This window comes from Bradyrhizobium sp. UFLA06-06 (assembly GCF_054820065.1).
The window spans coordinates 24,690-46,621 of sequence record NZ_JADFUD010000063.1 but is presented as its reverse complement, the minus strand read 5'-3'; the positions used below and the strand labels follow the sequence as shown (position 1 = coordinate 46,621).

Sequence of the window (21,932 nt, the reverse complement as noted above, 5' to 3'; positions counted from 1 at the left end):
GCCGATACGCCATCCCCGCCTCCCCCTTCAGATCGGTCTTAGAGAATCGCAGATTCGCCTTTGCGCAAAGCCCTCGCTTGCGGGGGAGGTCGCATCGCATTGAAAATGCGATGCGGGTGGGGCTCTTTCCACAATGTGACTCGTGGAGAGAACCCCCACCTCGGCCCTCCCCCGCAAGCGGGATAGGGAGCAGGCCGCCTTTGCGGCCGCAATCCAATCTCATTACGCGCTAGGCGATCGCGACGATCTCCAACTCCTGATCGCCGGCGCCTGCGACGTCGCCCACGGCCTTGCCCATCAGCGACCTCGCCACCGGCGAGACAAAGGAAATCGAGCCTGCCTTGGGATCGGCTTCGTCCTCGCCGACAATGCGATAGGTCTGCACCCGCCCATCGGCGCGGCTGAACGTCACCGTGCTGCCGAAGGCGACGATTTCGGTGGAAGCAGGATCAGGCACGACCTGCGCGGTGCGGAGCCGCTCCGTGAGATAGCGCACGTCGCGTAGCGGAACCGCCGACTGCCGCCGCCGTTCGTTGACGTCGTCCAGCTGTTGCGCGGCCTCAAAGGCCTCGCGCGCCGCCTGGAGCTCACGCTCCAGCGCCTTGCGTCCGGCTTCGGTCACCAGGTTGGGATGCGGCGAAATGGGACGGTCCGGCAACAGCGTTTCGGCCGCCGTCTCGGCACTTTCTTCTTTGGTGAAGGCAACGCTCAATCCGGAACTCCATCGATGAGGCCAGCAGCATAGCCCCGCCCCACGCGCCCCGCTAATGCGCGAAGGGATTAGGCGGAATCTAATGCGAGGCAGGCTGCTCGGCTTTGCTCCGTCTGCCAAAGCGGTTCTTTACACCCTCGCGCCAGCCCTGGAAGGTGACAAAGAGCATCGGCACCAGGAAGATGCCGACCGAGCTTGCGGCGAGCATGCCACCGAACACCGCGGTGCCGACCGCACGGCGGCTGATTTCCGCAGCGCCGGTCGCGACCACCAGCGGCACCAGGCCGAGGATGAAGGCGATCGAGGTCATCATGACCGCGCGGAAGCGCATTTGCGCGCCCATCGTCGCGGCTTCCGCGATCGGCCTGCCGGCCTCGCGCTGCTCCTTGGCGAACTCGACGATCAGGATGCCGTTCTTGGCGGCGAGCGCGATCAGCACCACGAGGCCGATCTGGCCGTAGAGATCGAGATTCAGACCCGCAAGCTTGATCGCAAGATAGGAACCGAACACGCCGACCGTGACCGACAGCAGCACGGGAATCGGGATCGTCCAGCTCTCATACAGCGCCACCAGGAACAGATAGGCGAACAGCACCGCGAGCCCGAGGATGATGCCGGTCTGGCCGGAGGCGGCCTGCTCCTGATAGGCGGTGCCGGTCCATTCATAGGAATAGCCGGAAGGCAGCGTCGATTTGGAGAGGTCGGCCATCGTCGCGATCGCGGTGCCCGAGGACACGCCTGGCGCCGGGCTGCCGTTCACGGTGACCGAACGATAATTGTTGTAGCGGGTGATCACCTGCGGGCCGGTCACGATCCGCAAGGACGCGATCGAGCGGATCGGCACCATCTCGCCGCCGCTGTTGCGCACATAGATCTGCCATATATCGGGGATGTCGCGGCGGTTGGCCGCGTCGCCCTGCACATTGACCTGCCAGGTGCGGCCAAACAGGTTGAAATTGTTGACGTAGATGCCGCCGAGCGTGGCCTGCAGCGCGGTGAAAACGTCGGCCATGTTGAGGCCGAGCGCCTGCGCCTTGGCGCGATCGATATCGAGAAAAACCGATGGATTGGTCGCGGTGAAGGTCGAGAACACGCGGGCCAGATTTGGATTTCGGTTCGCTGCGCCGATCAGCCCGCCCATCACGCTGCTGAGCGAAGCCGGATCCTGCCCTTCCAGCGCTTCCAGCTGATATTCGAAGCCGCCGGAGGTCGAAAGCCCGATGATCGGCGGCAGGTTGAATGGCAGCACCGAGGCCTGACGGATCTGAGATCCCCCGACGAAGGTCTGCCCGATCGCCGCCTGCACCGAGTCGGTGACGGCCTTGCGATCGGCGAACGCCTTCATGCGCGCCACCATGAAGGCCGAATTCGGCTCGCTGGCACCGTCGAGCAGCGAGAAACCGATGATCGACAGCACATGGTCGATCGCCGGATTCTTCTTCAACAGCGCCTCGACCTGCTTGGTGACCTCGCTGGTGCGCGCCACCGATGCGCCCTCGGGCAATTGCACCGCGATGAAGAAGGCGCCCTGGTCCTCCTCGGGCAGGAAGCCGGTCGGCGTGATCTTCGACACGCCGAACACCGCGCCGGCAAACACCAGCACCGCGACCAGCGAGAGCACAGCCACACGAACCAGCCGTTGCACCACGCCGGCGTAGCGATCGCGCACCCAGTCGATGCTGCCGAGCACCCGCCCCATGATGCCGCGGCGCGGTCCGCCGTGGCGCAGGAACACGGCGCACAGCGCCGGCGACAACGTCAGCGCATTCAGCGCCGAGATCACCATCGCGGCGCTGATCGTCACCGCGAACTGGCGGAACAGCGTGCCGGAAATGCCCGGGATGAACGCGATCGGCACGAACACCGAGAGCAGCACCAGCGAGATCGCGATGATCGGCGCGGTGATCTGCGCCATCGCCTTCTTGGTGGCGTCGGTCGGCGACAGCTCCGGCTCCTCCTCCATGACGCGCTCGACGTTCTCGACCACGACGATGGCGTCGTCGACCACGATGCCGATCGCAAGCACCATCGCCAGCAGCGACACCGTGTTGGCGGAATAGCCGAGCGCCAGCAGCACCGCGAAGGCGCCGATCAGGCTGACCGGAACCGCGACCGCCGGGATCACCGTGGCGCGCAGATTGCCGAGGAACAGGAACACCACGATCACGACGAGCACGAAGGCCTCGCCGAGCGTCTTCATCACCTCCTTGATCGTATCGGACACGAAGGTGGTGGAGTCGTACTGCACGAGATAGGTCAGCCCCGGCGGAAACCGCTCCGACAGCCGCGCAAGCGTGGCCTGCACCGCCTTGGCCGTGGTCACGGCATTGGCACCGGGCGCGAGATAGATGCCCATCGGCACGCCGGGATTGCCGTCGATCCGCGACTCCGAATCCATGTTCTGCGCACCGATCTCGACGCGAGCAACGTCCCTGATCCGCAGCACCGATCCATCCGGATTGGCCCGCAACACGATGTCGCCGAACTGCTTGGATGTCGTCAGGCGGCCCTGCGTCTGCACATTGAACTGGAACTGCTGGTCATTGCTGATCGGACGTGCGCCGATGCGGCCGACCGGCGCCTGCACGCTTTGGGCCCGGATCGCAGCGATCACGTCCGACGGCGCCAGATTGAGGCTGGTCAGGCGCTGGGTGTCGAACCAGATCCGCATCGAATAGTTCAGCTTCGCGAACAGCGAGGCCTGTCCGACGCCCGGCGTGCGCGAGATCGCATCCAGCACGTTGATGATGGCGTAGTTGGTGATGAACAGCGGGTCCTGCTCGCCGCTCTTGCTGTACAGCACGATGAATTGCAGCACCGCCGAAGATTTCTTCTGCACGGTCAGGCCCTGCGCCTGCACCTCGGTCGGCAATTGCGCGAGCGCGCTCTGCACGCGGTTGTTGACGTTGACGGTGTTGATATCAGGGTCGGTGCCGAGCGCGAAGGAGACCGTCAGCGTGTAGCTGCCGTCATTGCCGCTGGTCGACTTCATGTAGAGCATCTTGTCGACGCCCACGACCTGCGCTTCCAGCGGCTGGGCGACGCTCGATTCCACCACTTCAGCCGATGCGCCGGGGAACACAGCGGAGACCGTGACCTGCGGCGGCACGATGTCCGGGAACTGGGCGACCGGAATCTGCATCAGCGCCAGCGCGCCCGCGATCGTGATCACGAACGCGATGACGATCGCAAGCCGCGGACGATCGACGAAGACAGCGGAAATCATGGGTTATTGCCCGTCGATTTCGGCGTGCTGCTGGCGCCGCCGTCCGCCGAAACCTTCATGCTCGACTGGATCAGCGCGCTAACAGGCCCCGGCGCCACCACCTCGCCCGGCTTGACCTTCTGCAATCCCTCGACGACCACCTTGTCGCCCAGCGAGATGCCGCTCGTCACCGCCGCAATCGTTGCGGTCGATTGCCCAAGCTGGATCCGCCGTTGCTCGGCCTTGTTGTCCGCGCCGACGACATAGACATATTCACCCTGCTGGTCCGACAGCACCGCCGAACGCGGGATCGCCAGCACCTCGACCGGCTGCACGCCTTCGAGGAGAACGGTCACGAACTCATTGTCGGTCAGCTCGCGGACCGAGCCGCCGGCTGCGACGGACGTGTAGGTTGACGGGTTGGGGATGACGCCGCGCAGGGAGATGGTGTCGGTATTCTGCGCGATCGTGTTGTTGACGAAATTCAGCTCACCCGTCTTCTCGTAGAGCCGGCCGTCCGTCAACCGCAGGCGGATGACGACGGCCTTGAAGCCGCCGCGCGTCGCATAGCGGTCGCGCAGATCGAGCGCCTCGCGCACCGGCACGGGAAAGGTGACATACATCGGGTCCTGACTGACGATGGTCGTCAGGGTTCCCGAGCTCGGCGTCACGACGTTACCCTCGGTCACCGCGGTGCGTCCGATCCTGCCGTCGATCGGCGAGTGGATCATGGTGTAGTCGAGATTGATCTGGGACAGGTCGACCTGCGCCTGCGCGGCCTGCACCTGCGCCTCGAGGCTCTGCTGGTTGGCGACCGCCGCATCAACATTGGATTGCTGGCCGGCCGGACCGCCCATCAGGGCCTTGGCGCGGTCGGTGGTCAGCTTGGCGTTGACCAGCGTCGCCTGCAATTGGGCCACCTGTGCCTTCTTCGATGCAAGATCGGCCTCGAACGGTCCGCGCTCGAGTTGATACAGGAGATCGCCGGCCTTGACTTCAGAGCCTTCGACGAAGTTCCGCTTGTCCAGGAATGCCGTGACGCGCGCCACCACATTGACGCGGTTGGGGGCCTCGATGCGTCCGAGAAATTCACTGGTTTCGGTGACCGGCCGCTTCACCGCCTCGAACACGCCCACGGCAGGAGGCCCGGGCGGCCCCGCCTGCGCATGGGCCGCTGATACTCCCGCCGCCACCAATCCCGCCGATACGAGAAGCCCTGCCAAACGACCGCGCATGCGTTCCGTATCACTCATGCAGTCCAACCCTTCGGCTACCAACAGACGCTACGAGACGGATATGACGTCGAGTTCCCTCAGACCCGAAGGTCAGGATGGGCAGGTGCGTTGCAGCAGATCATAACGCGGCCGATCCGACAATCCTGCAACTCGACCGCGATCGTTGCGCCGATCCCGACGACAGCCAGCTTTCAAGAGCGCTGCAATGCCACCATGACACAGCCATTGCGGCCGCACGGGTCGGCTCAGTGCATGCCGCCGGCGCCGAAAGCTCCCGTCAATGTGATCCACGCGAGCGCACCCTCGGTACGGTCGCGGTCAGGCTGCCGCTCACAGCGCGATGGCGTTCTTCAAGCGAGCGGTGTCTTGATAGGCAGGCGACGCCAGATGTTCGGATAGCCATGGCCGCGCGCGCTTGCCGCTGACCTCGTGCGCGCCATCGAAGACGTCCATGTCGATCAAATGTGGATGGCCTGACGATGCGTAGATCGACTGCATTTGCGAAAACTTCTCATCGCGTCCAAGTTCCACGGCGTTTGCACCGTCACGGCTCCCGATCTCGACGAACAGCGGGCACGGGCAGAGCAGGTACGCCAGCTCTGCGCCGGTGTACTTGGCGCGGCCGTTGCTGAAATGAATGTAAGCCGCAAGTTCGACGCCGAGATTCTTGCTGATGACGGGCGACGTCAGAAACCTCCTCTCGTCGCGCATATATCCGGAGACGACGGTCGGCCGCATCCGCCCCGTAGCGGCTTCCAGATGGAGCGCGAGAAAGGCGCCCCAGGACACCCCGTATACGCCGACGTTCAAACCCGACGCGCCGGTGAGCTTCCGGCAGACGATTTCGCCGGCGTCGAGCGATGCGCATGACACGTTGTGGGCGGAGACACCGTGGGATGCCAGCATCGCGGCGATGTTGTTCTGGCTCTCCTGATTTCCGATCTGGACGATGTAAGGACACCAGACGACATAGCCGTCCCGACATAGCCGTTTGCCGAGCGCGTTCATGTAGTCCTTGTCGGCATCGTCGAAGCAGCGCTCCGGTGTGCTCGCCATGCCGTGGCCGAGCAGGATCAATCCCTTGAATTCTCCGTCGGGAATTCCAAGACATCCGCGCACCGGCACGCCGCATTCCAGATCGAACTCGACCTTCACGACCGAGAATCCATCCGCGGGCGCGCGCCAGAGAACCCGGATCTCGTCACGCGACGGCCGATAAAGCCGCCGCGCCCGGAACAGAGATCGCATCTCTCCGCGAATCTCCGAACCGGTTGCGACCGCATGCAGCCTGCCGCTTGCCGCGATATCGAACAACGACCGGCAGAACTGATCGTAGCCGAGGGTCGGCAAGTCGACATTCGCGCATGATCCCTGGCAATGGCCCAGCGCCAGCCCGTCGTTGCCGGCCCGCGACGAGGGGCCGACCAGCGTCATCAACAATCCGGAAAGCGCCCTGCGGCTGATCATCGACTCTCCCCGAGCCGACGATGGCTCGCATGAATGTCAGAGGTGGTTGCCCAAAGCGCGATGAGGCCAGGTTTGAATCGTCATCGCGCTTGAGGCCGCTCCCCAGGCATGATCTTTTCGGAAAACCGCTTCGCACTTTTCCGGATCATGCCGTAGCTGGCGCTACGGATCGCGCGGACACAAATTAAAGGATGTTCATGCTCGAACGATCGCGTGCAGCGTTGCAAATGTGTGACGCCGGCAGGCCTGGCGCAGCGTCGATCCACACCAATCAGGTTTCGGGATGCTTCGGAATATTTCCGCCTGTCACGCCGCTTCGATTTCGCCACACGCGGCGATGATCGTCAGGCCTTGATTATCGAGTCTTCATCAAGTCTCTATCAAATCTTGGGGCCGCCCCGCCGACCTGGCATCGGGCTTCGCCTTCGTTGTCCGGGCGCCGGCGGCCGCGCGCCGGGTCGCAGCCGACCGAGCGAGGCCCCACGCCCCCGCCCGAAAATCGCGAAGAAGAGCGGCAAAAACGTCGTAATTTCCCCTGATGCGCGTGAACGCGCACCGGAATAACCCGGACTCGTGGCTCGGGCTGAATTGCTTTACGCAATATTTCCGGGGTCGCCGGGTTTATCTATTGGGCAACAACGGTTTTTGGGATGACCGATGGCGAACGACCTGCACGAGCATCTGATTGAACTGGCCTATGAGGCCGCGGTCGTCCCCGAATTGTGGCCGAATGTCCTGCATCAGGTCGGTGCGATCGCGCGTGCGCGCGGTATCGTGCTGCTGACAGCGGCCCCACACGACGTCCGCTGGGTCGCGTCGCCCGACATGCACGACGACACGGTGGCCTATGTCGAGGGCGGCTGGCACGAGCGCAACGGGCGATTGCCGCGCCTGCTCGCGGCCAACCACGCCGGCTTCCTGCGCGACATCGACGTGTTCGATACGCCCGAGGAGGTGCAGCAGGATTTCCAGATCCGCGAATTCTTCCGCCCGCGCGGGCTCGGATGGGGCGCCGGTACTGCGATCCCGGTGCCGAGCGGCGACGTGCTGATCTACAGCGTCGAGCGCGAATACCAGCACGGACCGATCGAGCGGGAAGCAATCGAGCAGCTCGACGCACTGCGGCCGCATCTGGCGCGTGCCGCGCTGCTGTCGGCGCGGCTCGGGATGGAGCGCGCCAGGGCGGCAACCGAATCGCTGGCGATGCTCGGCCTGCCCGCGGCAGTGCTGCGGCGCGGCGGCCGTCTGATGGCGGCCAACACGCTGTTCGACCGCCTGGTGCCCGACGTGATGCAGGATCGCGGCGAGCGCCTGACGTTGGCGGCGACCACCGCCGACGCGCTGTTCGCCCAGGCGCTGGCCGCGCTTGATCAGGGACTGATCGGCGTGGAGGTGCGCTCGGTACCGATCGCGGCGCAGGAGGATCGCCCGCCGCTGATCGTGCATCTGGTCCCGATCCATGGCGCGGCGCGTGACCTGTTCGACCGCGCGGCGGCGATCGTGATCGTGACGCCGGTGGTGCCGGCCGAGGTGCCGACCGCGGAAGTGCTGCAGGGTCTGTTCGACCTGACGCCGGCGGAGGCGCGCGTTGCGCGCGGCATTGGCGAAGGACGCACCGTCGAGGCAATCGCCGGCGCATTCGGCATCTCCCGCGAAACGGTGCGCAACCAGCTCAAGGCGGTGCTGGCCAAGACCGGACTCGGCCGGCAGGTGGAGCTGGCCGGACTGCTCGCCGGCGCGAAGGTGCCGCCGGGGTCGTCAGGAGACTAGCGCACGCGGCGCACGGCCTCGGACTCATGCCGCGCTCAGGCGGGCCTGGAAGAAGCCGGCAACACGGCTGACCGCGTCAGCGGTCATCGGATCATTGTCCGCGAAATCGAAACCGTGCGCCTTGCCCGGATATCGGACGATCTCCGCTTCGGCGCCGACCGACTTGCCGAGCCCGACAAGCGCCTCACCCTTGGCGAGCGGCACGTTGCGGTCCGCCTCGCCGTGCAACTCGATCATCGGCGGCAGGTGCTTGACCTCAGGCGCAATCTTGTCGGGCATGCCGCCATACAGCACGGCCAGCGCGGCCACTCGCGCGTCGCGGGCCGCCGCAGTCGCGGCAACGTAGCCGCCGAGCGAGAAGCCGAGCAGTCCGATCCGGCCGCGGGGACGTCGCAAAAGGATCGCATGTTCAAACGGCACCGGTTACGCTAGGGGTAGCTCCCCTCCCTCCGCGCCCGCTCCGGCGCATGTCCAGTCAATGAGTGCATCTGAATGGCCGAAGCCGACCTCGACGCCGTCATCCGGCAAACCGCAAGAGCGCAGACCAAGGCCGTGATGGCGGCTGCCAAGAAACGTCAGGCCGTCTGGGTCGCGCGCGCGGCCAAGGCCAAGGACAAGGAGGCCAAGGCGCGCTTCCACTTCCTGGCCAAGAGCACGATGCTGAACGCAACCGCGACCGCCAAGCGGTTGCAGAATTCGGCCGAGAACGCCGCCGACGCCTATGCCCGCGCCATGAAGAAGGCGATGGAAGAGCCGCCGCCGGCCAAGAAGCCCGCGAAGAAGAAAGCCGACGGCTAGTCGATGCCGCGTTACGTCGCCCTGTTGCGCGCGGTCAATGTCGGCGGCACCGGCAAGCTGCCGATGACCGAGTTGAAGGCGATGTGCATCGATGAAGGATTTGCCGACGCGCAGACCTATATCGCCAGTGGCAATGTCGTGCTCTCCTCGAAGCTCGGCGCGGCCAAGATCAAGGCCGCGCTGGAGCGGCGGCTGCAGGCCTATGCCGGCAAGCCGGTCGGCGTTGTCGTCCGCAGCGCGGACGAGATCGCCGCGGTGCTGAAGGCCAATCCGTTTCCGAAGGCGCCGCCGAACCATACTGTCGCGATCTTCCTCGACGAGCCACCGCCGAAGGACGCCTTGAAGGACATCAAGGGCCGGCAGGACGAAGAGGTGCGGCTCGGCAAGCGCGAGATCTATGTCGCCTATGGCAGCGGCATGGGCCGCTCGAAACTGAAGATCCCCGCCGCCGCCAAGGGCACCGCGCGCAACATCAACACCATCGCGAAGCTCGCCGAGCTGGCGGCGGGTGAGTGAGCAATCAGCCCCATTCGCCTCGTGAACCGTCATCCTGAGGAGCGCGCACTTGCGCGCGTCTCGAAGGATCGACGGCCCGGCTGGTGGCCGATTCATCCTTCGAGGCTCGCTCCGCTCGCGCCTCCAGCGACAAAGGCGAAGCCTTTGCGCGGGGATGACGGTCAAGCAGTCTGACAGCTAGCTCTCCCGCACCGCGAATCCTTCGGCGCTGAGCCTTGCCAGCACGTCCTCCAGATGCGCGCGGTCGCGGGTTTCGATCACGAGCTCGAGCAGCGTCGCCTTTGCCGGAAGATCGGAGAAGGTGCGCTGATGCGAGACCTCGATGATGTTGGCGCCGGCGTCGGCAAGCAGGATCGACACCGCCGCGAGCTGTCCAGGCCGGTCGACGATGTCGAGCGCCAGCTGCGTCAGCCGTCCCTCGCGCGCGAGCTCGCGGGTCAGGACCGAAGCGATCAGCCTGGTGTCGATATTGCCGCCGGTCAGCACCAGGCCGACATTGCGGCCGGCAAAGCGCGCCGGTGCCGCGAGCACGGCGGCGAGGCCGGCGGCGCCGGCACCCTCGACCACCGTCTTTTCGATCGAGATCAGGGTCGCGACCGCGCGCTCGATCTGGTCCTCGCTGACCAGGATGATGTCGTCGACGAGCTGGCGGACGATTTTCGTGGTGATCTGCCCGGGCGCCTTGACCGCAATGCCCTCGGCGAGCGTGTCGCCGCGCATCGGCAGCTGCTCGCCTTTGACCGTATTGTACATTGACGGATAGAGCTGGGCCTGCACGCCGACGACCTGGATCGACGGCTTCAGCGCCTTCGCGGCGGTGGCGATGCCCGAGATCAGCCCGCCGCCGCCGATCGGCACCACGAGGATATCGAGCTCCGGCACCGCCGCGAGCATTTCAAGTCCGATCGTGCCCTGGCCGGCGATGATCAGCGGATCGTCATAGGGATGGATCAGGATCAGGCCCTTCTGCACGGCATGCGAACCGACGAACGCGAAGCATTCTTCCAGCGTCTGCCCGGTGATGATGACCTCGGCGCCGTGCCGCCTGGTGTTCTCGATCTTCACCATTGGCGTGCCGATCGGCATCACGATGGTGGCGGGGATGCCGAGCCGCTTGGCGTGATAGGCCACGCCCTGGGCGTGATTGCCGGCCGACATCGCGATCACGCCGCGCTTGCGTTCCTCGGGCGACAGCGCCTGCAGGCGATTGAGCGCGCCGCGCTCCTTGAAGGTCGCCGTGAATTGCAGGTTTTCGAATTTGAGGAACAGGCGGCAGCCGCAGATCTCACCCAGCGTGCGGCTCTCATTGCAGGCCGTGACCATGACCGCATCCCGGATCACATCCGCGGCACGGCGTATGTCGGCAAGGGTGATGGCGGCGGTATGGGCAGGCTGCGGCATCGGGTTTCGCTTTGGTCCGTTTCGTCAGACGGAACCTAGCGGGTTTCGGCGCCGAAAACGACCGCGCAGAGCATGATCCGGAACAGTGCGAAGCGGCTTTCCGGAAAGATCATGCTTAAACAACGAGCTAGACGCGATGACGATTCAACCCGATCTCATCGCGCTTCAGCGTGCGGTCAACACCCGTTCTTCTGGCCTCGCCGGGCTAGCCAGCTGAACCTCATCGCATTTTGGGCATATCAGCGCAGTGCGGAAATGCTTGTCGAGCACAATGGTTCGCGTCCTGCCGCACTGGCAGCGCATCGGCTTATCCATGGAAAACCGGCCTGGGTTCGAGATGCAAGGAAAGCGTGCGCCTAGCTACCTCGGTCCGGTTAACCCAGTATGACCTGCCGCCGGAGAATTTGTCGCGCGGTCTTTTTTGAGCAAGATCTCTTCGGAAAACCGCTTCGCACTTTTCCGGATCATGCTTCAGAAGAAGCCGGCGCTGAGATCGAGGCCGTAGCTCGCCCTGAGCGCCGCGACGAACAGGGCCGCGGCGGCAAACAGCAGGACATGCCGGGCGATGCCGCTTCGAAGCGAATTGGCCGGAAACGCGCGTGCGATCGATTGAGCCAAAGCAGCCATCTGCGACCTCCGGTGTCCCGAAGGTAGGTCGCGTGCAGCGCAGTGAGGTTCAATGCGGCTCGCGGATCGGCCGGCGGCGCGCCAACGTGCTCTGTTCGGGATCACGCTGTGGCCGCACCCGGCTTTTGAAGCGGTGACCGACCACGATCAGCTTGCCCTCGGCGCGGATCGCGGCCTCGGCCGCTGGCACGGACGGCAGATTGTCTTGCGTGACCGCTTCCAGCGCGCGCAGGAACTCACGACCGGACGATGTGATCTCCCAGCCTTCGACGTCACGGAGCACATAGCCATGGCTAAAGATGTCGAGTTCGGGGACCCGCGATGCCAGACGTTTGATCCGCGCATGCCAATCGTCGCCACTCGATGAGAGGATTGCGAGGTCGTGCTTGAGTGAATTGAGAGTGGCTCTGCCGCCGACGTGACTGGCCAATATTTTTAAGATCGCAACCTGTATGCTCAACTCGACGCCTCGACCGCCACGGTTCTTTTTGTTCTGCGCAGCCGATCTGGAAATTATCGCGCTGATGACTCAGGCGTCCAGTCATCAGCACCAGTTATCCAGAACCCGACAAAACGGTATCGACTTACGCCGCGCGTGATGCGCCGACGCGGCGCTCGGGCCGGTGCGACGACATCGATTCCTCCTCCATATCCTGCGGCGCGCCCCAAAATTCCTGCACCGTCGGTCCGTGCTTCAGTCTTTTGTCGCGCAGGAAGCCGAGAATTTCGTGCGGCCAGACCCGGCGGCCCATCTGCGTGTACCAGCGCATCGCGTGACGAAGTCCGGCGTCGCGGTGAAGCAGCACGCGGAGCAGCGCCTTCGGGCGGCATTGCAGCACCATCTCGGTGAACTTGAACCAGAGCAGCACGCGCCATGGCGGCATGTGCCGGGTCGCCAGCACCTGATGCTTGTAGTCCCAGAGCCTACGATCGGTCTGGATGACGCGCCGCCCCGCCGCGAGACGGAAATACGGCGTCCAGCGATGCGGCGTGACGTAGAGCATCTGGATCTGATCGGGATCATAGGACAACAACTGCCTGAGACCGCGCCAATGATCGCGATCGGTCTCCTCCTCGAAGCCGACCACCCAGGTCGCCATCGACAGGATGCCGTGCCGGCGCATCAGACGGATGGCCTCGCGATCGATCGTGGTGGTCGCGCCCTTGCGGATCAGCTCCAGCGTCTTCTCGTCGGTGTTCTCCATGCCGAGCAGGAAGCGCTGCCAGCCCGCCTTCTTGTAGAGATGGAGGATGTCGGCATCGCGCACGATGTCGTCGGCGCGGGTCGAGCCGACCAGGATCAGATCGACATCCTCCGCGATCAAAGCCTCGAGAAAAGTCCGCCATGCTTTCTTCGAGACGGTCGGGTTCTCGTCGGCGAAATTGATCACTTTGACCCCGTGCTCGCGATGGAGCCGCGCCAGCTCCTTCGCAAACCGCACGGGATCGCGATGCCGCCATCGCGTCCAGAAGCCGCGCTGGCCGCAGTAATTGCAGAGATGCGGACAGCCGCGCGAGAATTGCACGACGACGGCGCGCAGGCCGCCCCAATAGCTGTAGCGCGCGTGATCGATCAATTCCCAGCCGACGCGATAGGCATCGAGATCACGGATAACAGGCGCAGGCGGCGTCACGCGCGGCCCATAATCATCGCGGAATGCGATGCCGTTGATGATGCGGAGATCCTCGCCGGCCTCCAGCGCGCGCATCAGACGCCGCGCGGTCTCTTCGCCCTCGCCGCGCACGATCGCGGTGACGAAGCGCTCCTCGCGCAGGATGTCGCGCCAGTGATAGGTCGGAAACACGCCGCCATAGACGATCCGGACACCGGGCACGGCCTTGACGATCGCCTGCGCCACCTCGGTGATGACAGGATGGCCCGACGTCGAGCCGGAATGACCGAACAGCACCGCATCCGGTGCAAATCTCGATGCCTCCGCCACGATGGCTCCGACCGGCATAGGCCCGAACTCGGCATCGATAAGACCGACGTCGTGGCCGTCATCGATCAGCGGCCCGCCGATCGACAGCAGCCCGAGTGGCGGCAGATGGTCGTCGGGGATCCGGCTGCCGATCGCCGGATGCGGCACGTTGATGAGAAGAATGCGCATGGATGATCGCTCCCGCTTTGGTTGGCGTGATCGTTCGTCCCCGCATCTTGTGAGAGAAGGAGCCCAACCCCCCGGCCGGGCTTTAGGAAGAGAGCAGTTGGCGCGGCTTGACGCGCTAGAGGTTCGGCACCTCCGCCGGCGCGATCGCGGTCAGTCCACCGAAGCGGCGCTCGCGACGATGGAAGGAGCCGAGTGCGTCGGCGAGATCGTCGGCATCGAATTCGGGCCACATCCGCTCGGTGAAATGCAGCTCGGCATAAGCGCCCTCCCAGAGCAGGAAGTCCGACAGCCGCTTCTCGCCCGAGGTGCGGATGATCAGGTCGACGTCGCGCAGGCCGGCCTCGCCGGTGATGAGATCGGCGAAAGTTTCGCGGCTCAGCTCGCCGGCGCCGGCCGCGCGTGCGGCGGCGTTCAGGATGGCGTCGCGCGCCGAATAATCGATCGCGATGCGCAGATGCAGCGTGGTGCCGCCGGCGGTCTCGGCCTCCGCGCGCGTGATCGCGGCGGCGATGCCGTCGGGCAACCGGTCGCGGCGGCCGATCACGGTGAGGCGAACGCCGTTGCGCACGAGCGCGGCGATCTCGTTGGCGAGGTAGAACCGCAACAGCCCCATCAGTGCCGCCACCTCGGCCTTCGGACGCCGCCAATTGTCGCTCGAGAAGGCGTAGAGCGTCAGCGTGCCGACGCCCTGGTCCGGTGCGGCCTCCACGATGCGGCGGATCGCCTCGACGCCGGCCTCGTGTCCGCGCAGGCGCGACAGGCCGCGCCGCGTCGCCCAGCGGCCATTGCCATCCATGATGATGCCGACATGGAGCCTGATGGCGGCTTCCGGCTTGAGCGCGACGTTACTTTGCATCACAAAGTCTCCGGACAAAAATGGGATGGTTCAAACCGGCTGGATACCGAGGCGGCCAGCTGCGCCGTCGTCATTGCCGGCGGCCTTTTCAGACTTGCCGGCAGCCCTCTCGGCCGTGCCGGCGGCCTTGGCCGCGTCACGTACCAGCTGCTCGAGCACGGCGAGATAGTCGAGGAAACGGCGGCGGCCGCTCTTGGTCAGGCGGCAGGTGGTATGCGGACGATTGCCTTCATAGCCCTTGATGACGTCGACGAGACCGGCCTCCTGCAGCACCTGCAGGTGCCGGCTGAGATTGCCGTCGGTCAGGCCGCAGAGCTGCTTGAGATCGGCAAAGGCGAGCCCCTTCGGATGCGCCATCAGCGAGGTCAACAGGCCGAGCCGCGCCTTCTCGTGGATGACGCGGTCGAGGCCATCATAGGCGAACGGCGCGGTGGTCAGGTCAGTCTTCGGCATCATGGCCTCCGGAAGCGAAATAGAGCAGCGCTGCGAGCAGCAACTGGCCGATCGCGAATGGCAGTCCCATGGTCCAGGGCGATAGCGCGTGGCTCTGGCTTGCGATCAGCAGCACCGTGAATCCCGACAGGAAATACCAGGCGCCGCCGAGCGCGATCGTGCGCGGCAGCAGGCGGACCGAGGCGAATACGCCGAGACTGACCAGCACCTGCCACAGACCGGGCAGCATCCACAGCGTCTCGGGCGCGAACTTCCATTGCAGGATCGCGAGCAGCACGCCGGCGATAACAGCCGGAACGAACTGCTCGATCGCCTGCTGAACCATCGCGTCCGCAAGGCCGGAATGATGCCGGCGCGAGCGCGCCTGCATCTCGATCCAGATCAGCACGGCGGAGACCAACGCGGCCGCCGCCCAGCCTGCGAGGAACGCGATCGGATGAGCGGTGGGATCGGCGAGCCAGAGATATTGCGCAAGCGCCGTGATGAGCGCGATGCCGCTGGTGGCGGCGACGGTCGCCGGACCGTAGCCGCGAAACGCCGTTCCGGCCGCAATCTGGGTGCGGATCGCGAGGATATCGGCCAACGCCTTGTCGAGGTCACGCATGATTCGCCCGAACTTTGTATTGCAAAGTATACGGGCTCACCAAGTAAACGCAAGCGGCATCGCGCCGCCTGCCGAGCGTGATGTTAAACAGCCGGTTACTGCGCGGATTGCGGCGAAACCGTGCCGCGTCAGACCTTCACGAGGCTAGCAAAGCCGCCATAGATCATCCGCTTGGCGTCGAACGGCACGTCGCCCGTGCCCATCGATGCCAGGCGTGGATCGACCATCACCTTGGCGTTGATCCTGTCGCGCTGGGCGCGCGACTTGTAGGTGATCCAGGCGAACACGACGGTTTCGCCGGCCTTCAGTTTCACGCTCTGCGGAAATGAGGTCAGCTTGCCCGGCTTGACGTCGTCGGCGACCCATTCGCGATAATCCAGCGCGCCATACTCGCGCCAGACCTTGCCGGCCTTCTTCGAGAGCTGCGCATAGGCTTTGAGTTTCTTCTTCGGCACGGCGACGATGAATCCATCGACGTAAGGCATTGGCGTTTCCTGCGGTTCTATTGTCATTCCGGGGCACGCGAAGCGTGAACCCGGAATCTCGAGATCCCGGGTTCGATGCTTCGCATCGCCCCGGGATGACGAACGCCAACGCTACGCGTCAGCGTTCGTCAGCTGTGACAGCAGGATGCCTGAACCGGCGCCGGTTGGTACTGGTCACGTAGCCGCACCCAATCCATCGGATAGGGTAATCCTTCCTCGTGGCGGCCGAGCGGCGTCAGGTCGAGATAGTGATATGCGGCATTCATCATGTCGAGGCCGCGCGCGAAGGTCGAGTAGGTGTGGAACACGCTTCCCTGCTCGTCGCGACAGAACACGCTGATGCCAGGCAGTTCGGGACCGTAGAGCGGGGTCGTTCCATAGTTGTACTTCGCGGTCCCCGCATCGATCTGCGCTTGCGTGAACGAGACGCCGTAATCGTAGTTGAAGTCGCTCTCTCCCGAGGAGACCCAGTCGAAGGTCCAGCCCATCCGTGCCTTGAATGCGTCGAGCTTGGCAAGCGGCGCCCGCGAGATCGCGATCATTGTGGTGTCGCGCGCGGCCAGATGCGGAACCATGCGCTCGAAGCCGTCGACCCAGAACGAGCAGCTCTTGCACGCTGCGTCCCACTCCGGCGCGAACATCACGTGCTGCACCACGAGCTGCGGCCTGCCCCTGAAGAGATCGCCGAGTGTCATTTTGCCGCCCGGCCCGTCGAACACATAGTCCTTGTCGACCTTGACCCAGGGCAGTTCGCGGCGCTGCCGGCTGAGCGCTTCGCGGGCCTGGGTCAGTTCCTTCTCGCCGATCATCAGCGCCTTGCGGGCTGCGATCCATTCCTCGCGCGAGACGATCTTGTGCTGTTGCATGGGATGCTCCTTTGCAGATCAGGCGTCGACAAAGCTTTCCAGATTGCCGAGGAATGCGGTCCAGCCGCGCTGGTGGTTGTCGCGGGCGGTCTCATCGACGAACTGCGCGTGATGGAAGGTGAGCAGCGTACCGCCGGCATCGGGCTTGATCGATATCGTCACCTCGGATTCGCGTTCGGGCGTCGAATGCCAAGCCCAACTGAACACCAGCTTCTCGTTCGGCACCACCTCACGATAGACGCCGCCGACCTCGTGATACTCGCCGTTCGTGCCGATGAATCCGATGCGATAGCGTCCGCCGACGCGGACATCGAGCTCCGCACGCGTCGTGGCCGGCTTGACCCCACCCGGTCCGAACCACTGCGCTAGATTTTCCGGCTCGGTCCACGCGGCGTAGACTTTTTCCGGCCGCGCGCGGAGCCGCCGCGTGAGGGTGAGGCTTGGGCGCGCGGCGAGGCCGGCGTCGGCGGCGACTGCGGATTTGTTTGCCATGGATCTTCCTCCACAAAAGCGGCAAGGCGGTCGAGGTTGTCGGACCAGAATTGCGCATAGCGATTGAGCCAGTTCATCGCCTGCTCCATCGGCCGCGCGGTGAGCCGGCACGCCACCGTGCGGCCGGTCTTTTCGCGCGCGACGAGACCCGCATCGGTGAGCACGTCGAGATGCTTCATGATCGCCGGCAACGACATCGCGAATGGCTGCGCCAGCTCGCTCACCGACAGGCTGTCCTGCTCGCCGAGCCGCGCCAGCAGCGCGCGGCGGGTGGGATCGGAAAGCGCCGCAAAGGTGCGGTCCAGCGTCTCGTCCTGATACTTAACCATGTGGTTTAGTATAGGCGCAAACGGCGCGACGTCAAGCGCGCGACTTCACGATCGCGTCAGGATGTGGCCGGTGCGGGGACGAACGTCAGGAACGGTGGCGACAGACCGCCTTGCGGTAATGCCGCAACGCTAGTCGGGATAAACGGTCCGGTGCCGGCGCTGATAGCGGCCCGGCGGTGGCGGCGGCGGTTCGCTGAACAGGAAGCGCGGATTCTCGCCGCAATAGAGATAGCGGCCGGAAACGCTCGCGAGACATTGCTCGTAGGTTCGGTAAGCGCATTCGCCGGGATAGCCCAGGCTCGGGCCCTGCGCACACCATGGGTAGTCATAAGGATCGGCGGAAGCGGGCGTGATACTCGCCGCGCCGGCGAGCGTCACCGTTCCCAGAACAAGCATTGCCAATCCCGATGCGCGCATGATCCGGCTCCTCGGATGCCGCAGTTAGCAAGATACGGCATCTTTTGTAAGGTTCCTGAACGTCATTTTATTCCGCGTCAAGGCCGACGAATTTGGCTTCGGCCAGGGACCGGCTGTACCGCGCGGGCCACATTAGTCCCGCGCGATCCAGCATCGCACCTCTTGCGAAGCCTACTCGACCTTGAGGCCGGCGAACTCGACCACCTTCTTCCACTTGTCGGTCTCGGCCTTGATGTCGTTGCCGAAGGCTTCCGGCGTCTGGATCAGCGGATCGCCGCCGAGCTCGACCAGGCGCTTCTTCATGTCGGGTTCGGCGAGCACGGCGTTGATCTCGGTGTTGAGCTTGGCGATAACTTCCTTCGGCATGTTCTTCGGCGCGCCCATGCCAAACAGCGCGCTCGCCTCGTAGCCCTTCACGGTTTCGGCGACCGACGGAACATCGGGCAGTTGCGAGGATCGCTCCGTTGACGTCACTGCCAGCGCGCGCAACGCGCCGGAGCGAATGTGCTGGATGATCGAGGGCATGTTGTCGAAGATCACCTGCACCTGGCCGCCGAGCATGTCGGTGATCGCGGGCGCGGCGCCGCGATACGGCACGTGCTGCATCTTGCAGCCGGTCATCGCCATGAACATCTCGCCGGAGAGATGCACCGAGGTGCCATTGCCGGAAGAGGCCATGTTCACCTTGCCGGGATTGGCCTTCACATATTCGATGAACTCGGCGACGGTCTTGGCCGGCACGTCCTTGTTGACGGTCATCACGTTCGGCACGCGATTGAATGAAGCAACCGGCGCGACATCGCGCACGAAGTTGAACTTCAGATTGGCGTAGAGCGAGGCGTTGATGTAATTGGCCGGATTGACCAGCAGCACGGTGTAGCCGTCCGGCTCGGCGTTGATCGCCGCCTCGGTGCCGATATTGTTGCCGGCGCCCGGCTTGTTCTCGATCACGAATTGCTGCCCGAGCCTCTCCGACAGCCGCTGCCCGACCAGGCGCGCGATGATGTCGGTGGCGCCGCCCGGCGGATAACCCACGATCCAGCGCACCGGCCGCGCCGGATAGTCGGCAGCGGAAGCGCGGCCGATCGCGAATGTCGAAATCCCCGACCCGATCAGGCCCAGCGCGGTACGGCGTGAAATCATGAAGTTTCTCCCAATCCAGCAGGGTTTGGCGCCCTGCCCGTTTCTGTTGCGTTGCGTGCGGCGCGGTTTTAACAAACAATGCCTGAAGCGGCCAGTGCGACACGTGCGCCGCCGACCGCGACGAAAGACTAAGCTTCGGCTCTGATCGCACCAGAACCGGCGACCACATCGCTCGAAAGCACTCTGGACCGAAGAGGATCGATCATGTCCGTCAAGGTGAATGGGCTCGACCATCTCGTGATCAACGTCACCGATGTCGTGCGCTCGGTTGCCTGGTACAGCAGGATCCTCGGCATGGAGGTGAAGGTGTTCGACCCCGGCAAGGGCAAGACACCGCGCACCTCGCTGGTGTTCGGCAACCAGAAGATCAATGTGCGGCCGCGCGATGCCGACAAGGTAGACTGGTTCACCGCCGATCACGAAGCGGCCGGCAGCGACGATCTCTGCTTCCTCACTTCGAGCACGCCCGAGGAAGTGGTCGCGCATCTGAAAGCCAATGGCGTCAGGATCGAGGAAGGCCCGGTGGCCAAGCAAGGCGCGCGCGGCACGCTGCGCTCGGTCTATTGCCGCGACCCTGACGGCAGCCTGATCGAGATCTCGTCGTACGAGAAGGGCGCGACCTAGCTTTCGCTCGTCATTGCGAGCCGGCGTGGCGTGCGAGTGCGCGCTCGATGCCGGCTGCCACAATAAGTCGATCTCTTCCGCGCGGCGGAACAGATTGCTTCAGCGCCAAACCGGTTTGCAAATCGCGATTTGCTCTCGGCGCACGCCGATGGCAGAACTGCTCCCAACCAAGACCAATGGCGGCCGGCAAGGCCGCGCGGGAGGACATATGAGCAATTCAAAAGCAGTACCGGGCGTCGTGGGACCGTTTGCGGGGCTCGACGTGCCATGGTTGCTGCGGATGCGCGCCGAGGTGCGCCGCGATCATCCATTCCTGATCTGGGCGCCGTTCGACACGCCGGCACGGCGCTGGAGCTACGGCGAATTCCATGAGCGCGTCGGCGCGCTGGCTGCGGGCCTTGCGAAGCGCGGCATCCGGCAGGGCGACTATGTCCTGATCCATCTCGACAATTGCATCGAGGCGATCATGTCGTGGTTCGCCTGCGTCGAGCTCGGCGCCATCGCGGTCACCACCAACACCCGCTCGGCCGCGGCCGAGATCGAATATTTTGCGGCCCATTGCGGCGCGGTCGCCGCGATCACCCAGCCGGCCTATGCCGAGCTGATATCAGCCAACTGCAAGGGCCTGCGCTGGATCGCGGTGACCTCGCACGACGCCGGGCAAGCGCCGGCGCAGCCGCCCGCACGCGGCGACAGCTTTGACGCGCTGTTTGCCGACAGCGCCGACCGGCCGCGTCGCCCGACCGATCCGCTCGCGCCCTGCAGCGTGCAATACACCTCCGGCACCACGTCGCGGCCGAAGGCGGTACTGTGGACCCACGCCAACGCGCTGTGGGGCGCCAAGATCAACGCCGCGCATCAGGACCTGCACGCCTTTGACGTGCATCAGACCTATCTGCCGCTGTTCCACACCAACGCGCTGGCCTATTCGATGCTGGCGAGCCTGTGGGTCGGAGCGACCTGTGTGATCCAGCCGCGCTTCTCGGCGAGCCGCTTCTGGCCGGTGGCGCTCGAGCACGGCGCGACCTGGACCTCGACGATCCCGTTCTGCATGAAGGCGCTGCTGGAACACGAGGTGCCGAAGAACCACAAGTTCCGGCTCTGGGGCACCGCCGTGAACGAACCGCCGGCGTTCAATGTGTTCGGCATCAAGATCATCGGCTGGTGGGGCATGACCGAGACCATCACCCACGGCATCATCGGCGAGGTCGATCAACCCAACACGCCGATGTCGATCGGCCGTGCCGCGCCCGAATACGAAATCCGCATCACCAATGACGACGGCACGCCGACCGGCGTCGGCGAGACCGGCAACCTCCTGATCAAGGGCATTCCGGGCCTGTCGCTGTTCGCCGAATATCTGCACAACGAGACGGCCACGCGCGAGAGCTTCGACGAGCACGGCTATTTCATCACCGGCGACCGCGTCACGATGCTGGAGCGCGGCTACATCAAGTTCGGCGATCGCTCCAAGGACATGCTGAAGGTCGGCGGCGAGAATGTCGCAGCATCCGAGATCGAACAGGTGATCGCGGTGGTGCCGGGCGTGCGCGAGGCCGCCGTGGTGGCGAAGAAGCATCCGATGCTGGACGAGGTCCCGGTCGTCTTCATCATCCCGCATGCCGGCGTCGCCGCCCTGCCCGCCGATTTGCACGACAACGTCATGACCGCCTGCCGCTCCGGGCTCGCAGACTTCAAGGTGCCCCGCGACATCCGCTTCGTCGACGAAATGCCGCGCTCGACGCTGGAGAAGGTCGCGAAGGCGGAACTGCGGAAGATGCTGGAATGACGTTTCCGTCATTGCGAGGAGCGGAGCGACGA

22 protein-coding genes and 1 pseudogene are annotated in these 21,932 nt (G+C 64.7%); 5 read left to right on the top strand and 18 right to left on the bottom strand.

The features are described 5' to 3' along the window. Window positions 1-229: 229 nt before the first annotated feature. The 4 genes from greA to IF803_RS34725 all read right to left on the bottom strand — a co-directional run bounded on the left by greA (window position 230) and on the right by IF803_RS34725 (window position 6,619). Window positions 230-712: a transcription elongation factor GreA gene (greA, locus tag IF803_RS34740; protein WP_411783495.1), complete on the bottom strand. Its 483-nt coding sequence runs from the start codon at window positions 710-712 to the stop codon at window positions 230-232. Between the two features lie 79 nt (window positions 713-791). Continuing rightward, a complete protein-coding gene (locus tag IF803_RS34735) occupies window positions 792-3,938 on the bottom strand; it encodes an efflux RND transporter permease subunit (RefSeq protein ID WP_461195303.1) in 3,147 nt (1,048 codons plus the stop codon). After that, the gene (locus IF803_RS34730; RefSeq protein WP_461195302.1) at window positions 3,935-5,170 is read right to left on the bottom strand and encodes an efflux RND transporter periplasmic adaptor subunit; all 1,236 of its coding nucleotides are present in this window, start codon (window positions 5,168-5,170) and stop codon (window positions 3,935-3,937) included. Before IF803_RS34730 ends, IF803_RS34735 begins: the two co-directional genes overlap by 4 nt. 312 nt (window positions 5,171-5,482) lie before the next feature. Continuing rightward, on the bottom strand, window positions 5,483-6,619 hold the full coding sequence (locus IF803_RS34725) for a hypothetical protein (protein ID WP_461195301.1): 1,137 nt from the start codon (window positions 6,617-6,619) through the stop codon (window positions 5,483-5,485). A 657-nt stretch (window positions 6,620-7,276) separates the two neighbouring features. Here IF803_RS34725 and IF803_RS34720 point away from each other — a divergent pair. Continuing rightward, window positions 7,277-8,389, top strand: coding sequence for a helix-turn-helix transcriptional regulator (locus tag IF803_RS34720; RefSeq protein ID WP_461195299.1), 1,113 nt, complete (start codon window positions 7,277-7,279; stop codon window positions 8,387-8,389). A 24-nt stretch (window positions 8,390-8,413) separates the two neighbouring features. Here IF803_RS34720 and IF803_RS34715 read toward each other — a convergent pair whose 3' ends face one another. After that, window positions 8,414-8,785, bottom strand: a complete 372-nt coding sequence (locus IF803_RS34715) for a dienelactone hydrolase family protein (protein WP_411783500.1) — start codon at window positions 8,783-8,785, stop codon at window positions 8,414-8,416. 96 nt (window positions 8,786-8,881) lie between these two features. On the opposite strand from IF803_RS34715, the gene IF803_RS34710 reads away from it, so the two are divergent. Both IF803_RS34710 and IF803_RS34705 read left to right on the top strand, forming a co-directional pair. Then, window positions 8,882-9,187: a hypothetical protein gene (locus IF803_RS34710; RefSeq protein ID WP_411783501.1), complete on the top strand. Its 306-nt coding sequence runs from the start codon at window positions 8,882-8,884 to the stop codon at window positions 9,185-9,187. Window positions 9,188-9,190: 3 nt separating this feature from the next. Beyond that, a complete protein-coding gene (locus tag IF803_RS34705; RefSeq protein ID WP_461195297.1) occupies window positions 9,191-9,703 on the top strand; it encodes a DUF1697 domain-containing protein in 513 nt (170 codons plus the stop codon). 177 nt (window positions 9,704-9,880) lie between these two features. Here IF803_RS34705 and IF803_RS34700 read toward each other — a convergent pair whose 3' ends face one another. The 13 genes and pseudogenes from IF803_RS34700 to IF803_RS34640 form a co-directional block, all read right to left on the bottom strand. Then, window positions 9,881-11,104, bottom strand: coding sequence for a threonine ammonia-lyase (locus IF803_RS34700; RefSeq protein ID WP_461195295.1), 1,224 nt, complete (start codon window positions 11,102-11,104; stop codon window positions 9,881-9,883). Window positions 11,105-11,575: 471 nt separating this feature from the next. Next, entirely contained in the window at window positions 11,576-11,731 is a 156-nt protein-coding gene (locus tag IF803_RS34695) for a response regulator (RefSeq protein WP_461195293.1), read from the bottom strand. Window positions 11,732-11,780: 49 nt separating this feature from the next. Continuing rightward, window positions 11,781-12,161: an aminoacyl-tRNA deacylase gene (locus IF803_RS34690; RefSeq protein WP_461195291.1), complete on the bottom strand. Its 381-nt coding sequence runs from the start codon at window positions 12,159-12,161 to the stop codon at window positions 11,781-11,783. Between the two features lie 154 nt (window positions 12,162-12,315). Next, entirely contained in the window at window positions 12,316-13,842 is a 1,527-nt protein-coding gene (bchE, locus tag IF803_RS34685) for a magnesium-protoporphyrin IX monomethyl ester anaerobic oxidative cyclase (RefSeq protein WP_461195289.1), read from the bottom strand. A gap of 115 nt (window positions 13,843-13,957) precedes the next feature. Beyond that, the gene (locus IF803_RS34680; RefSeq protein ID WP_018269238.1) at window positions 13,958-14,698 is read right to left on the bottom strand and encodes a di-trans,poly-cis-decaprenylcistransferase; all 741 of its coding nucleotides are present in this window, start codon (window positions 14,696-14,698) and stop codon (window positions 13,958-13,960) included. Window positions 14,699-14,728: 30 nt separating this feature from the next. Further along, on the bottom strand, window positions 14,729-15,151 hold the full coding sequence (locus IF803_RS34675; RefSeq protein WP_461195306.1) for a transcriptional regulator: 423 nt from the start codon (window positions 15,149-15,151) through the stop codon (window positions 14,729-14,731). After that, window positions 15,138-15,755, bottom strand: a complete 618-nt coding sequence (locus tag IF803_RS34670) for a hypothetical protein (RefSeq protein WP_461195288.1) — start codon at window positions 15,753-15,755, stop codon at window positions 15,138-15,140. Before IF803_RS34670 ends, IF803_RS34675 begins: the two co-directional genes overlap by 14 nt. Before the next feature lie 128 nt (window positions 15,756-15,883). Beyond that, window positions 15,884-16,240 (bottom strand): DUF1428 domain-containing protein, encoded by a 357-nt coding sequence (locus tag IF803_RS34665; protein ID WP_461195286.1) that lies wholly within the window; start codon window positions 16,238-16,240, stop codon window positions 15,884-15,886. A 128-nt stretch (window positions 16,241-16,368) separates the two neighbouring features. Further along, window positions 16,369-17,106, bottom strand: a complete 738-nt coding sequence (locus tag IF803_RS34660; protein ID WP_028341410.1) for a DUF899 domain-containing protein — start codon at window positions 17,104-17,106, stop codon at window positions 16,369-16,371. Window positions 17,107-17,124: 18 nt separating this feature from the next. Further along, a pseudogene (locus tag IF803_RS34655) lies at window positions 17,125-17,487 on the bottom strand (SRPBCC family protein); the annotation flags it as partial. Further along, the gene (locus IF803_RS34650; RefSeq protein ID WP_461195284.1) at window positions 17,472-17,927 is read right to left on the bottom strand and encodes an ArsR/SmtB family transcription factor; all 456 of its coding nucleotides are present in this window, start codon (window positions 17,925-17,927) and stop codon (window positions 17,472-17,474) included. The gene IF803_RS34650 and the pseudogene IF803_RS34655, both read right to left, overlap by 16 nt. 129 nt (window positions 17,928-18,056) lie before the next feature. Continuing rightward, window positions 18,057-18,344 carry a DUF3551 domain-containing protein gene (locus IF803_RS34645; protein WP_028341408.1) on the bottom strand — a complete coding sequence of 96 codons (288 nt, stop codon included), beginning with the start codon at window positions 18,342-18,344 and terminating at the stop codon, window positions 18,057-18,059. 171 nt (window positions 18,345-18,515) lie between these two features. Further along, window positions 18,516-19,487 (bottom strand): Bug family tripartite tricarboxylate transporter substrate binding protein, encoded by a 972-nt coding sequence (locus IF803_RS34640; RefSeq protein ID WP_016843619.1) that lies wholly within the window; start codon window positions 19,485-19,487, stop codon window positions 18,516-18,518. A 204-nt stretch (window positions 19,488-19,691) separates the two neighbouring features. Between IF803_RS34640 and IF803_RS34635 the strand changes: the two genes are divergently transcribed. Next, the gene (locus IF803_RS34635; protein WP_038382552.1) at window positions 19,692-20,111 is read left to right on the top strand and encodes a VOC family protein; all 420 of its coding nucleotides are present in this window, start codon (window positions 19,692-19,694) and stop codon (window positions 20,109-20,111) included. A 208-nt stretch (window positions 20,112-20,319) separates the two neighbouring features. Beyond that, window positions 20,320-21,900: an AMP-binding protein gene (locus IF803_RS34630; RefSeq protein WP_461195282.1), complete on the top strand. Its 1,581-nt coding sequence runs from the start codon at window positions 20,320-20,322 to the stop codon at window positions 21,898-21,900. Window positions 21,901-21,932 lie beyond the last annotated feature (32 nt).

Bases quoted from the DNA above. Each gene is read 5' to 3' on its own strand.
- IF803_RS34735 (WP_461195303.1), bottom strand. From the start codon at position 3,938: ATGATTTCCGCTGTCTTCGTCGATCGTCCGCGGCTTGCGATCGTCATC.
- IF803_RS34730 (WP_461195302.1), bottom strand. From the start codon at position 5,170: ATGAGTGATACGGAACGCATGCGCGGTCGTTTGGCAGGGCTTCTCGTA.
- IF803_RS34725 (WP_461195301.1), bottom strand. From the start codon at position 6,619: ATGATCAGCCGCAGGGCGCTTTCCGGATTGTTGATGACGCTGGTCGGC.
- IF803_RS34720 (WP_461195299.1), top strand. From the start codon at position 7,277: ATGGCGAACGACCTGCACGAGCATCTGATTGAACTGGCCTATGAGGCC.
- IF803_RS34710 (WP_411783501.1), top strand. From the start codon at position 8,882: ATGGCCGAAGCCGACCTCGACGCCGTCATCCGGCAAACCGCAAGAGCG.
- IF803_RS34705 (WP_461195297.1), top strand. From the start codon at position 9,191: ATGCCGCGTTACGTCGCCCTGTTGCGCGCGGTCAATGTCGGCGGCACC.
- IF803_RS34700 (WP_461195295.1), bottom strand. From the start codon at position 11,104: ATGCCGCAGCCTGCCCATACCGCCGCCATCACCCTTGCCGACATACGC.
- IF803_RS34695 (WP_461195293.1), bottom strand. From the start codon at position 11,731: ATGGCTGCTTTGGCTCAATCGATCGCACGCGCGTTTCCGGCCAATTCG.
- bchE (WP_461195289.1), bottom strand. From the start codon at position 13,842: ATGCGCATTCTTCTCATCAACGTGCCGCATCCGGCGATCGGCAGCCGG.
- IF803_RS34680 (WP_018269238.1), bottom strand. From the start codon at position 14,698: ATGCAAAGTAACGTCGCGCTCAAGCCGGAAGCCGCCATCAGGCTCCAT.
- IF803_RS34675 (WP_461195306.1), bottom strand. From the start codon at position 15,151: ATGCCGAAGACTGACCTGACCACCGCGCCGTTCGCCTATGATGGCCTC.
- IF803_RS34670 (WP_461195288.1), bottom strand. From the start codon at position 15,755: ATGCGTGACCTCGACAAGGCGTTGGCCGATATCCTCGCGATCCGCACC.
- IF803_RS34665 (WP_461195286.1), bottom strand. From the start codon at position 16,240: ATGCCTTACGTCGATGGATTCATCGTCGCCGTGCCGAAGAAGAAACTC.
- IF803_RS34660 (WP_028341410.1), bottom strand. From the start codon at position 17,106: ATGCAACAGCACAAGATCGTCTCGCGCGAGGAATGGATCGCAGCCCGC.
- IF803_RS34650 (WP_461195284.1), bottom strand. From the start codon at position 17,927: ATGGTTAAGTATCAGGACGAGACGCTGGACCGCACCTTTGCGGCGCTT.
- IF803_RS34645 (WP_028341408.1), bottom strand. From the start codon at position 18,344: ATGCGCGCATCGGGATTGGCAATGCTTGTTCTGGGAACGGTGACGCTC.
- IF803_RS34640 (WP_016843619.1), bottom strand. From the start codon at position 19,487: ATGATTTCACGCCGTACCGCGCTGGGCCTGATCGGGTCGGGGATTTCG.
- IF803_RS34635 (WP_038382552.1), top strand. From the start codon at position 19,692: ATGTCCGTCAAGGTGAATGGGCTCGACCATCTCGTGATCAACGTCACC.
- IF803_RS34630 (WP_461195282.1), top strand. From the start codon at position 20,320: ATGAGCAATTCAAAAGCAGTACCGGGCGTCGTGGGACCGTTTGCGGGG.